The sequence below is a fragment of the Leucobacter tenebrionis genome (assembly GCF_019884725.1).
Classification (GTDB): domain Bacteria; phylum Actinomycetota; class Actinomycetes; order Actinomycetales; family Microbacteriaceae; genus Leucobacter; species Leucobacter tenebrionis.
Window position 1 is genome coordinate 2,210,206 of sequence record NZ_CP082322.1, and the last position, 13,783, is coordinate 2,223,988.

Sequence of the window (13,783 nt, forward strand, 5' to 3'; positions counted from 1 at the left end):
GATTTTCCTGTCTAGCGTGGGAATCCGGGCTTCGTGCCCAGAATCATTGCGCCTGCGGGAAGAGGCGCCGGGGCGGGGAGTGATCGGGGCACATGGGACAGTCGCGCGTGCAGGGAACTACGAAGAAGTGGTTGGCGGGTATTGCGGCGGGGTCGCTGCTCGCCGGATCGTTCGTCGCGGTGGGTATCGGTGCCCAGATGGCGCAGGCCGCCGTGGCTGCCCCGAAAGTGACCGTCGAGCAGCAGAACCCTCCGCTCATCGCGGGCGAAGACGTCACGGTCGACATCGGCGTTGCCAATGACGACGAGTCCACGAGCGACGGCTACAACCTCGGTCTCGGCGTGCTCGTGCCGCAGGGCGTCATCTTCGTCGGCGCCGGCGAATCGCTCGGCCAGCCGAAGCGCGTCTACCAGGCGGGCGAGACCGTGCCGAGCCAGGGCGCGAGCTGCGAGGCCGTCGGCCTCACCGGTGCCGGAGCCGGTGCCTCCTGCACGGTGCCAGAAGGATCGCAGTACCTCGTCTTCCCCAACATCTCGGATCTTCCAGCCGGGGCCTCGAACCGCGGTTCCCTCACCCTGCGCCCTGACGCCGGCGCGTTCCCGGTCGGTTCGAATCTCGACATCCGCGTCTTCGCGTTCGCGAGCGACGACGAACGCTTCCTGCCCAGCTTCCCCGGCAGCGGCGGCAGCGGCGGCCCCGCAGCGACCTCGCAGCCCGGCATCGGCGAGGCGGGCCTGCGCGTCGGAGCCGCGCGCATCGAGAAGAGCGAGCCCAGCCCCGAGAACGAGCTGCTGCGCGGCGTGCATGACAACACCACGACCTATACGCTGCGCGTGTGGCACACGGGTGAGGGCGACATCGATGACCTGGTCGTCACCGATTTCCTGCCGGCCGGCCTCGAGTACCTCGGGCTGGGCGGCACCGACAACACGACCAACGCGAACGGCACACAGGGCGGTCCCGGGGAGTATCCGGGCAAGGGTGCGATGAACGCCCCGGCCCCGCACGACAGCTTCTACGCCGACGCCGATCGCCCCGCCGATCACGAGCTCGCGCGCAACGCGGCGCTCGCCGGGGCCGAGCGCGTCGAGACGCTCGTGCCGACGGCCGACGACATCGCGGCCTTCCCCGGCCTCGACAGCGGCAGGGTCTACACGAAGGTCACCTGGAACATCGGCCGACTGGCCGCGGCCGGCCTCGTCGACTACAGCATCGTCGACCCCCACGCGCAGAGTTACCCGGACGCCGCGGGCCGGCCGGGTTTCTTCGAGATCCGATACCGCGCAGCGGTGCCGCTGTTCGAGAACACGCTCGACTTCGGCGGTGAGACCCCCTCGCCCGAGGGCGGCCTGCAGGGATCGAACCTCGACAACAACCGCGGCGCCTCCACTCGCCAGGGCCAGGCGATGCCTGACCCCGAGGGCGCACCCCGGGCGCAGACCAACGTCGCGGGCGTCAGCGGTGTTTACACAGGCGAGGTGGCCTCGTCCGAAGACGCGCGGGTTCGAGACACGACCGAGCACACCGTGACCGCGATGGACGTGCGCGTGCTGAAAACGGTCGACAACGCCGAGTTCACCCAGGGCGGTCTCGCGCGGTACCGGCTCGACATCGCGACGAGCGAGTACACGGGTGCCGAGCTCGGCGGACCGGGCGACAGCAGTGCAGACGTCCGCCCCAACCGACTCACCGACGATCTCGGCGACGGCATCTGCCCGGCGATCCCCGCCGGAGCGGTCACGCCGGGCGACGGCTACCCGCGCCTGCTCATCGGCGATCCCCGTCCGGGTGGCACCGTCGTGAGCGACGAGATGAGCCCCGAGGCGTGGAGTCGGGCGCTGCTCGACGCCGGCGTCGGCGCCGACTGCGCCTACCCCTCGGAGCGCGCAGACACGACGCTCGAGGGGGCGACGCTCAGCGGCATCGCCTTCGACCCGGCCACCGGCCACTTCTTCCTCGACCTGTACATCGAACCGCTCGGGGCCGGCACCGGCAACGGGCACGACGGCGGCTCGACCGGGCACGAGGTCGTGTACACGGCAGCCCAGAACGCGCTCTACGCGCAGCACGAGAACGAGCATGCGAACGCGCCGGGCGCGACCACCTCGGGCGACACCGTGCGCAACACGGTCGACATCACCGCCACCACCGCCGCGATCGACGAGCTGAGCGGCGTCACGTCGGCAGGTGACCCCGGTAACGGCATTGCGCCGGCCGACGCCGATGGCGAATACCGTGCGGAGGACGACTCGCACGCCACGCTCGAGGCGCCCCTCAGCGGGCTCTCGAAGCAGGTGCTGCCGCGCAGCGCCGAGATTCCCGGCGGCGACATCACCGCCGTGCCCGCCGATGCGTGGGAGCCCGAGGAGGCGACCGAGCCCTTCGCCGTGGGCGACGATGTGTGGTGGCGCATCACCGTCACCCCGCCGGCCGGTGCAGACGTGCGCGCACCGAAGCTCACCGACTTCCTGCCCCAGGGCACGGAGTTCGACCCCGCCCTCGACGGTGAGGGGCGCTTCACCGACATCGCCTACCGAGTCAGCAGCGAGACCGCTCTCGGCACCTGCTCGCCGAGCGGCGACGACTGGCTCGACGAGTTCGTGCCGAACCCCGCTTTCAACGAAGACGCCCGGTCGCTGACCTGGGATCTCGGCAGCGCCGACTGCGGAGTCGTCGACACCGCCGGCCACCGCTTCTTCCCGAAGAACACGCAGATCGACATCTTCATCAAGGTGCGGGTCGTCGACGTCGCGGCGTTCGATGAGGTCGACCTGTCGCAGAATCTGGCCAAGTACCAGCAGCGCAACGTCGACGGCGAGATCTTCTTCCTGCGCGACGACGCTGCCATCCACCTCGACACCGGCGCCCGCCTCACGAAGGGCCTCGAGACTCTCGACGGCGAGCCGGCCGCGGGCAACGCGGTGAACAGCAACGTCGACGGCGGCGAGGCCGTGCAGGGCGACGAGGTGCGCTTCCGCATCGACGTCACCGCTCCGAGCACCACGACGCAGGGGTACCGGGTCTACGATGCGCTGCCGGAGGGCATCCGGGCCGCCGACCTGAAGGGCTACGTCCAGGCGAGCGGCGAGTTCGATTCGTCTGCGCAGCTGTGGCAGGGCACCGCGGTCGGCAGCGCGGCAGCGCACACCGCCGTGGTCTACGACTGGGATGATCTGCCGCAAGAGATCAAGGTGGATCCCTTCTACGAGGGCCGATCCATCGTCGTCTGGGAGATCTCGGAGTCCATTCCCGGCAGCACGGAGGCGAGCGAGACCGAGGCCGCCATGCAGCGCGGCTTCACCCTCGGCTACACCGTCGTGACGCCGGACGGCGTCGCCGGCGGCGACGCCGCGCAGCTCGCCCAGCGCTACGAGAACACCGCCTCGATCAGCAGTTTCGCCGTCGAGAACAACGGCGGCGGCGTCTCGCGCATCGTGCCGACGCTCGGCGACGAGAGCGGTGCGGCGCACGGCGGTGCTGGCGACGGCGGCAGTTCGCGGCCAGTGTCGGGCCACACTCCGGGCGACGGTGAATTCGGCATCTCCGCCGACCTCGCGACCGATCCCTCGCACTTCTCGCTGCCCGACCCGCGGCCGACGAAGGCGCTGATCTCGACGCAGATCGCGCCCCCCGCGACCCCCGGTACCGCCCCGGTGAGCGATCCGCGCAACCCCGCGAACGCCATCGTGCAGGGTGAGATCGCGACCTTCGAGTACACCATCACGCTGCCCGCCAAGACGACCGTCAAGAACTTCAGGCTCTCGGACGGCGGTCTGTTCGGCTACGGCGCGAACTGGGGTCGGAGCCTCGCCTACGAGTTCGTCGACGGCAGCGCGCAGTTCTTCGGGCCCGATGACACGGACGCTGCCCCCGGCACCTGCGACGAAGGCTCGCTCGCCGGCTTCACCTGCGCGCAGAGCGACGGCGACGAGCACGGCGTGCTCAGCAGCGACGAGTACACGACCGGCGACGCGGACGAGACGTTCCGCGTGCGCGTCTCGGCCTGGGTGACCGACCGCGACGCCTCGAACCCGAGTCGCACTCCCGACCTCGCGAACCCGACGCAGCTGCGCAACACGGCCACCTTCGGGTACGACGATCCGAATACGCCGGGCGCTCGCATCGAGCACGACGCGAGCGCCGAGGTGCGGTACATCGAGCCCCGGCCGACCATCGTGAAGACCCAGAACGCCCGGGGCGAGGTCGCGATCGGCGACGAGGTCGACTACACGCTGACCGTCGGCGCGACGGCGAACCTCCCGAAGAGCTACGACAACGTCGTGGTCGACGAGGTGCCCGAGGGGCTCGAGGTCGATCCCGACAGCTTCACGGTCGCAGGCAGTGCGGCCGAGTACGTCGTGGCGGAGGCGCCGCACACCGGCCCGTTCTCGCCGAACACCGTGGTCGTCGAGCAGAGCGTGCTCGACGGCGAGGGCGGCACCATCACCTGGAGCGCGGAGGCCTTCACGCAGCTCGATGAGCTGCCCGCTCCCGTCGCTCCCGGCACGGTCGCCCTCGGCTACACGGCCGTCATCAGCCCCAGCGCCGGCGCGGGCCGCGAGTACCCGAACACCGCGCGCGTCACCGGGCAGACGCTGCCGGCAGACCTCGATGACGACGCGACCAACCGCCGCGGCGATCGCGTCGCCGCAGACGAGACGACGGTGCGCGCCACCACCGCCGATATCGCCAAGGGTGTGCGCGTCGCGGGCGATGCCGACTACGACCCCGATGCCGTCGCGGCTCCCATCGGTGAGACCGTGCAGTACGAGGTGCGGGTCGATCTCTTCCCGAACATCAACTACTACGACATCGAGGTTCGCGATGCGCTGCCGGCGGGTGTCGAGCTCGACGCCGATTCGGTGCGCGTGCACCAGATCACCGGCACCGGTGACCCCGTCGACGTGACGGGTGACTGGAACCGTGCGGCAGGCGGTCAGACCAGCACCTGGAGCTACGGCCAGAACGGAGGCGATATCGCCTCGAACGCCGAGCCGCGCACGCTGATCTTCAGCTACGACGTGCTGCTCGCGCACGACGGCGTCGCCGCGAACATCGGCGAGCTGTCGAACACCGCCGGCCTCACCTGGCGCCCGGCGCCCGGCGCCGACCCTGTGGCCCCGCTGACGGACGACGCGCGCGTCGACGTGCTCGATCCGGTGCTGGCCATCGAGAAGAAGGTCGACTTCGCGGCCGAGACCGCGATCGATGAAGACGCGATCAGCCTGAACCCCGACGGCGGCTTCAGCTACGAGATCACCGTGCGCAACAGCGGCGTCGAGGCGCAGAACCTCACCGCGGCGCACAACGTCACGGTGACCGACCGGGTGCCCGAGGGCGTGCGAGTCGACGTCGGCTCCATCGCGCCGGCTCCGGCCGCGGTCGACGGCGATATCGCGAACGGCTCGGGCGGCACGATCACCTGGAAGATCGCCGGCCCGCTGCACCCGGCCGCTCAGGCCGGCGACGACCGGCCGAACGCCGCGATCCTCGGCTACGACGCGAGCTTCGTCGACACTGAGGCGCTGACGACCGAAGCGCTCGTGAACTACGCGAACGTCACGCACTTCGAGTCCTTCGCAGACGGCGGTCGCGAGTACGACCCGTCCCTCGACGGCGACGACCGCATTCGCGACGACGCGAGTGTCGCACCGGTGTTCCCGTTCGTCGAGCTCGAGAAGACCGTCGGCGATGCGAACCCCGACGGGCTCGCGACGGTCGGCAGCCCCTTCCAGTGGCAGTTGACGCTCACCAATACGGGGGCAGGATCGGCACAGACCGTCGACGTCACCGACGTCCTGCCGCGGAACTGGGTCTATGACGAGCACAGCGCGCAGGTGAAGATCGGCGCGGCAGCCACTCGGCAAATCGAGCCGAAGACCGATGCGGACGCGGGCAGGCAGACGCTGCTCTGGAGCCTCGGCGAAGACACCGACGGCTTCGAGCTGCTGCCCGGCACGAACGCGACCGGCGATGATGCGGCCCGCACCGTCACGATCACCTTCACGGCGACCCCGCAGAAGGGCGCGATCGATGACGCCGGCACGGGTGCCGAGGCCAATCCGCACACCAACCAGCTGCGTGCGGTGACCACCGACACGACCGGCAGCACGGAGAACGCGGACGACGCCTTCACCGGCGACGACGATCAGGCCGACGCGCACATCGCCGAGGCCGACCTGAAGCTCGTGAAGAGCGCCATCGGCGGCACGAGCAACGGGCTCTACGGCTTGGACGACGGCAGCTGGGTCGCAGGAGCCGCGGTCGGCGCCGACTACGCGCAGCCGCAGTGGGAGATCGTCGTCACGAACCACGGCCCCGACGCGAGCGAGGGCTGGTTCGCCTTCGAGGACGCCCAGAAGCTGCCGAGCGGGGTCACGGTCAGCGGCTGGACTGCGAGCTACCACCACGGCGACACGGTCGTGCCGCTCACCGACCTCGAGGTCACCGGCGGCAGCGGCGCGAGCGGTGCCTTCGAGTTCCGCGTCGGCGAGAACATCACGCTCTCGGCGGATGGCGGCGATTACATCCGCATCGTCGGCGACGTGAACATCCCCGCGACCGTGGCCGACGGATCCTCGTTCGAGAACACCGCCTCGGTGCTCGGCGAGACCTTCGAGCGACCGGGCAAGACCGAGCCCGGCAGCGAGAATCCGAACAGCGACGACGCCGAGAAGACCTCGAGCGCCGCCGCTGATCTGCAGATCGTGAAGACCGTGAACACGGAGGCGAAGGACCTCGGTGCAGGCAAGCCGATCTCGTGGGGCATCGAGGTCACGAACCTCGGCCCCTCGGACTCGCTGAGCGGCGCAGATGAAGCCATCACCGTGACCGACGAGGTGCCCGAGGGCATCTTCGGCGTGGCAGATCCCTCGGTCGCGGGCACCTGGACGGCGCGGCTGAACGGCGAGGCCTGGCCCGCGGGCGAGCTCGCCTCGGCGGGCGACACGATCACCTGGGTCTACCAGGGCGCGGCCATTGCTGTGGGCGCCTCGCCCGCGACGATCACGCTGACCGGCACGCTCGACCCCGACTGGGCGGCCGGCGCCGAACTGCTGAACACAGCAGGGGTGACTCCGGGCGACACCCCCGATCCCGAAGACGAGAACAACACCTCCACGCCGCCGGCGGTGACGCCTTCGGCCGATACCGCCATCGACGTCGCCAAGACGCGCGCCGTGTACGACGAGGCGAGCGGCGAGTGGGTCGCGGCGACCGAGGCGCCCGTACCGGGCGAATACGTCAGCTACCTCGTCGAGGTCTCGAACCTCGGTCCAGCGACGGCGCGCGGCGTGACCGTGACCGACGAGTTGCCCGAGTATCTGACGTTCGTCTCGTACGAGAGCGTCGTCGGCGAGTGGAGTCGCGAGACGAGTGACGCTGCGGGCGAGCAGCTCTTCGCTCTGACCGATCCGTCCCCGCTCCCCAGCCCCGTCGGACTGCCGACCGATGACACCTCGAACCGAGCCTCGTTCGTCGTCACGACGCTGCTCGACGCGGACTTCGTGCTCGACGAGAACAGCGCGGTGGTCAACCGGGTCGTGGCCGACGCCGACAACTCCGACCCCGACGACGACACCAGCACGTCGACCGATGTCGAGCGCCGCGCTGCGCTCGAGATCGAGAAGACGCACCTCGGCGATGCCGTCGCAGGATCGCAGCTCGACTACGAGCTCAGCGTCGTCAACCGCGGTCCCTCGGCCTCGCGCGGCCCGATCACGGTGGCCGACGCACTGCCGACGCACCTCTCGTACGCCGCCGACTCGTCGCAGATCAGCTTCGACGGCGGTGCGACCTGGGCGCCCATCGCCGCGACCACGGCGGCGCCCGGCGACGAGCCGGGCACGCTGAGCTGGGAGATCGGCACCGCTGAAGAGACCTTCACGGTGCCCGTCGGCGACGGATTCGTCATCAGGCTCACCGTCGACATCGCCTCCGACGCCCCGAACGGCGCGTACCTGAACACGGCAACGGTCGGCGGCCCCGACGGCCCGGACGACTCGACCACCGACGAGGTCGACCTCGAGCGCGAGGCGAACATGACCTTCGCGAAGAAGGTCTACGATGCCGAGACCGGCGCCTGGGTCGACTCGGCCGAGGCCGTCGCCGGAGAGCAGGCGACCTTCCGTCTGTTCATCGAGAACGAGGGTCCCTCTGCGAACCCAGCCTTCGTCGCGGACACGCTGCCCGAGCACCTCACGCTCGCCTCGGTGACGCCCGAGGCCGGCAGCGCGTGGGTCTGCCCGAGTGACGGCAACCAGGCCGGCGCGAGCGCCGTGAACTGCAGCGCCTCGCTGCTGCCGGTGGGCGAGAGCTTCATCGACATCGTCGTGGACATCGCGCCCGAGGCGCTCGCGGACGGCGGCAACGTCTCTGCGACCCTCACCAACGACGCGCTGCTCACCTGGATCGATCGTCGCACGACCGATCCCGACGAGCCGCACGAACTGCCCGACAGCGCCGATGTCGTCGTGCGCGCGAAGGCCGACCTCGGCATCGCGAAGACGGCGCTCGACCCGGCCGACGGCGAGGCGACCGACGTCGCCGTCGCAGGCACCTCGCTGTGGTACCAGCTCGTCGTGCGCAACGACGGCCCGAGCGACGCCGTCGGCCCGTTGGTCGTGCACGACACCCTGCCCGAGGGCATGACCTTCGCCGGGCTGGTCGGCGCGAGCGGCTGGCAGGCCGCGGTCGACGCCGAGAACCCGCAGCGCGTGACCTTCACGCGCGACGCGGGCCTCGCGAGCGGCGACAGCGCGCCCGAGATCCGCTTCGCCGTCGATATCGACGCGGGGGTGGGTCACGGCACCCCTCTGACGAACACCGCCGATATCGATGAGGAGACCCTCGAGACGAACGGCGATCCCACCACCGACCCCGCGGAGGCGCCCGACAGCGACATCGCCGAGGTGCGCGTCGACCGACAGGTCGAGGTCTCGATCGAGAAGAGCCACGTCGCGGCGAAGCCGAACGACGAGTTCGAGGTCGGCGACAGGGCGACCTTCACCCTCGACGTCGCGAACGACGGCCCCTCGGTCGTCACGGGCGTCACAGTGACAGACACGTTGCCGACCGGTCTCGACTTCGTCGAGCTGGCAGGCGACGGCTGGACGCTCGTGAGCGCCGAGCCGGGCGACCACGGGCGGGTCGTCGTGGTCGCCGAGTACACCGGCATGCTGCCTGCGGCTCCGGCTGACGGCTCGCGCGCCCCGCAGCTCACGATCACTGCGCTCGTGACCGCCGGGATCGGCGACGCTGTCGAGGTCGTGAATGACGCGTGCGTCGCCACGACGGAGACGAACACGAACACCGAGCCCTGCGACGACGACGTGATCACCACCGTGCCGCTCGCCGACCTGGCCATCGAGAAGTCGGTGACCACGGCGCCCGAGGCGATCACCGCGGGCGAAGAGCTCTCCTGGCGGCTCGATGTGCGCAACCTCGGGCCCTCCGACTCGCTGAGCACCGAGGAGAGCCCGATCACGATCACCGACGTGCTGCCGGCCGGTGTGCACGGCGTGACCGATCCCTCGACCGAGGAGTGGGCCGCCACCGCGACCCGCGGCGGCGAGCCGATCGAGTTCCCGGCGCGTGCCGGCGACACGATCACCTGGACTTTCCAGGGCGACCGCATCGCGGCGAACTCCGACGAGGCGGCGGACCCCGCCTTCAGCATCGCGCTGACCGGCGTGATCGATGCCGCCTGGGTCGACGACGAGATCCTGAACAGCGTCGAGATCGTTCCCGGCGCTACCCGCGACCGCGATCCGTCGAACAACGACAGCGAGGTTCCCGTCGCACCAGGCGACTACACCTCGCTGCGCATCGACAAGGCGCGCGTCGTGCAGGTCGACGGCGAATGGGTCCTCGCGACCGAGCAGCAACCGGTGCCTCCGTTCGTTCCGGGCGACGACATCAGCTACCGCATCACCGTCGTCAATGACGGCCCGGCCGACGCGCGCGAGGTCGCGGTGGTCGACGAGGTGCCCGAGGGGCTCTCGTACGTCGGGCACGAGAGCATCGGTGAGCGCCTGTGGCAGCACGCGGTCGGCGGTACGACGAGCAACGGCGGCAGCGACGGCTGGGACACCTTCACGCTCGACGGCTCGCAGGAGGTCGGCCCGGAGGCCGCGCTGCAGTTCGTCGTCACCTACGCGACCGACGCGGCGATGCAGCACGACGAGAGCGATCCTCTCATCAACTGGGCCGAGGCGACCGCGGAGAACTGGGTGGGCGGCTTCGACCGGGACGACGACGACGCGACCTCCAATCGCAGCGCCGACCTCTCGATCGAGAAGTCGCACACGGCGCCCGCCGTCGGCGAGGCTGTCGTGGCCGGTGAGACGGTGGAGTACCGTCTGCGCGTCGCGAACCACGGGCCGAGCGTCTCCGACCAGCCGATCGTCGTCTCCGACACCCTGCCGACCGGCTTTAGCTATGTCGAGGGCACGGCGCGCGTCTCGGTCGATGATGCGGAGGCCATCGCAGTCGAGCCCGCGCTCGACGGGCAGAGGCTCGTCTGGGGCGACATCACCGGCGGCCTCGACCTCGCGGTCGGCGGCACCGTGGAGATCGACTTCACCGCGCTGGTCGACGCGAATCACGAGCCGGCGGAGGACGTGCTGAACCTAGCTGTCGTCGACGGCCCGAACGACAACGACATCACGAACGACCGCGACGACGATCCGGTCGACGTGACCGGAGTCGCCGATCTCACGATCGGCAAGACGGCCACCACTCCCGCTGAGGCGATCACTGCGGGTGAGCCGGTGACCTGGCGGCTCACGCCCCGCAATGCCGGTCCCTCGACCTCGTGGAGCTCGGCTGATAGCCCGATCACGGTGATGGACACGCTGCCTCCGGGCATTGCCGGCCTGATCGAGGATCCGTCGAACGATTTCTGGGCGGCGACGACGTCGAACCCCGGCGGTTGGAGTCACGCGACCGCCGGCGACATGATCACCTTCACATACCGCGGTGATCGTTTCCTCGTGGGCGCTGAACCGGATATCGAGATCACAGCTCTCATCGACCCCGCGTGGGAGGGCGGCGCCATCACGAATGTCGCGGTCGTTTCACCGGGTGAGACGACCGACCCCGAAGGCCCGAACGAGGACACCAGCACTGTGACACCGGGCGACCGCACGGTGCTCGACATTGCTAAGAATCGGGTCGTGCTCGTCGACGGCGAGTGGGTGCTCGCGAACTCGATCGCGCCCGCGGCGCCTCCGATCACACCCGGCGCCGACGTCAGTTACCGCATCGACGTCATCAACAAGGGGCCGGCGATCGCACGTGATGTACGGGTCGTCGATCCGATTCCAGCCGGTCTCAGCGACCCTCGGGTGGCGAATATCGGCTCCGGTGAGTGGGCCGCCGAGACGACCGCGTGCGAGGCGGGCATCGCTGAGGCGGCCGGGTACTCGGCCGGTGACTGCCTGATGGCGGTTCTCGAAGAGGACCTCGGCGTCGGGAAGAGCGAAGCGGCGTCGTTCATCGTGACGTTCACCACCGCGCCCGACCTCGATCCCGACGCAGAGTTGGTCAACTGGGCGCAGGCCCGAGCCGACAACGTGCCGGAGGACGAGCGGCCGGATGACAGCGATAACTCGCACCAGCAGGCGAGCGCCGATCTGTCGATCGTGAAGACAGCCGACGTCGCGCAGGTGCAGGCCGGTGACACCGTCGGCTACCGGCTCGTCGTGACGAATGAGGGGCCGAGCAGCGCGCACGGACCGATCACCGTTACCGACGCGCTCCCGTTGGGCATGAGTTACGTTCCCGGAAGCGCGCAGGTGCAGGTCGCCGACGGTGAGAGTGCCGGGATCGAGCCAGAGCTCGGCTCGGCCGGCGGGGCGCAGCGCCTCACCTGGACGCCCGTAGCCGAGGGGCAGAGCCTGGAACCCGGTGAAACGATCGTTCTGATGCTCGATGCCGTTACGGCCGCGGACCGTTTCGCGCCCGATGGTCTGCGCAACGTCGCTACCGTCACGACCGACGATGACAGCAACCCGTTGAACGACGAGTCCGATGCGACGGTCGTAGTGGACCCCCTCGTCACGCTTGCCGTGACGAAGACCGCCGTGGGCGAGTTCAAGGTGGGCGAGATCGGCACATACCGGATCGAGGTCGAGAACCGCGGCCCCACGGCCGATCCCGGCCCCATCACCGTGACCGACGAACTGCCCGATGGGCTCACCTTCCATGCTTCACCCGATGAGCACGTCTCGGTCGATGGCAGCACGGTCACCTGGGTGCTGCCGGGCGGCCTGCAGGTCGACGAGAAGATCGAGCTGACGCTCGAAGTCGCTGTGGGGCGGGCCGCTTACCCCGCCGTGACGAACACTGCGGTGCTCGACTCCGATTCCGCGCTGACGGACGATTCGAGGATCAGCGATGAAGCGACCGTCTCGGTCGTTCAGGCGGATCCCCGCGATCCTCTCGCGATCACCGGCGGCGACATCCTCGCCTTCGCAGCGCTGGTGGCTCTCCTGCTGCTGCTCGGCGGTACCGGTGCGTTGTCGGCGGAGCGGCGGCGGGCAAGGGCCGCGGCTGGAGAGAGCGGTGCGGGCGCGGCCGGGTAGTGCTCGGGCTGCGCCCTCGGGAGGCGGGTGCTGCATACGGGATCGGTGAATCCCCGTGCTGCATCCGCCTCTCGGGGACGGTGTAGGGGCTTCTGCGGCGGCGTATGCGGACGCGCCGCGTCGCCGCACCCTACTCCGCGGAGTCCCGGCCGCGCAGCCGGTCGATCTCGCGGCGCTCCCGCTTCGTGGGGCGCCCCGCGCCCCGATCCCGAACCACCATCGCCGGGCGCTCGACACGCGGCGGGGGCGGCGGAGTCAGATCCTCGAAGTGCTTCGCTGCCTCCGCCGCGCTGCCCCTGCGCATGGGCAGGCCGGTGACGCGGTAGATGCGGTCGAAACCGTGCAGCCGCACGCGCACCACGTCGCCGATGCGCACCGGCTGAGACGCCTTCGCGGGAGCATCGTTGACGCGCACGTGGCCCGCGCGGCACGCTGCAGTGGCCTGGCTGCGGGTCTTCGCGAGACGCACGCCCCACACCCAGGTGTCCGCACGCACGCTCTCGCTCATACGCTCGATCGTAGCGGGCGCGGCGACACCCCGCGGGCTGCGAGGATGGAAGGCATGGAGACGGAGTACGAGACCATCGCCGCCCCCGTCGACGCGGAGCTGGAGATCTCGCGCTCGCGGTTCCTCACCCGACTCGAGCGGGTGGAGACCGAGTCGGCGGCGCGGGAGGTGATCGCCCGGGTGCGCGGCGAGCACCCGAGGGCGCGGCACCACTGCTCGGCGTTCGTGCTCGGCGCGGACGGCCGGGTGCAGCGCTCCAACGACGACGGCGAACCGAGCGGCACGGCCGGCGCCCCGATGCTCGACGCCCTCGTCTCCGCCGGACTGAGTGACACGGTGGCGGTGGTCACCCGCTACTTCGGCGGGGTGCTGCTCGGCGCCGGCGGGCTCACGCGCGCCTATCGGGCGGCGGTCGCGGAGGCCGTGCTGGGTGCGGTGCGGGTGCGGCGCGGCCTGCGGCGCGAGGTGCTGATCACGACGGCCTACGACCTGGCTCCGCAGATCGAGTCCGAGGCGCGACGGCGCGGGTTCGGGATCGGCGCCGCCGAGTACAGCGATCGTGTCGCGCAGCGCTACCTCGTCGCCGAGAGCGAGGTCGCGGCGCTGACCGCGCTCGCCGCGGAGGTCAGCGCAGGGGCCGCCGAGGTGCGGCCGGGCGAGGCCGGCTACGTCGACCTGCCGGGCTGACGCT

General features: G+C 70.3%; 3 protein-coding genes. 2 read left to right on the plus strand and 1 reads right to left on the minus strand.

Annotated features, from left to right (window positions below):
• The first annotated feature begins 92 nt into the window (after positions 1–92).
• Complete coding sequence (locus KVY00_RS10280; RefSeq protein ID WP_223042872.1) at positions 93–12,584, plus strand: isopeptide-forming domain-containing fimbrial protein; 12,492 nt, start codon at positions 93–95, stop codon at positions 12,582–12,584.
• Positions 12,585–12,714: 130 nt separating this feature from the next.
• On the opposite strand, the gene KVY00_RS10285 is transcribed toward KVY00_RS10280, so the two are convergent.
• Positions 12,715–13,092, minus strand: coding sequence for an RNA-binding S4 domain-containing protein (locus tag KVY00_RS10285; RefSeq protein WP_223042873.1), 378 nt, complete (start codon positions 13,090–13,092; stop codon positions 12,715–12,717).
• 54 nt (positions 13,093–13,146) lie between these two features.
• Between KVY00_RS10285 and KVY00_RS10290 the strand changes: the two genes are divergently transcribed.
• The gene (locus KVY00_RS10290) at positions 13,147–13,779 is read left to right on the plus strand and encodes a YigZ family protein (protein ID WP_223042874.1); all 633 of its coding nucleotides are present in this window, start codon (positions 13,147–13,149) and stop codon (positions 13,777–13,779) included.
• The last annotated feature ends 4 nt before the right edge of the window (positions 13,780–13,783 follow it).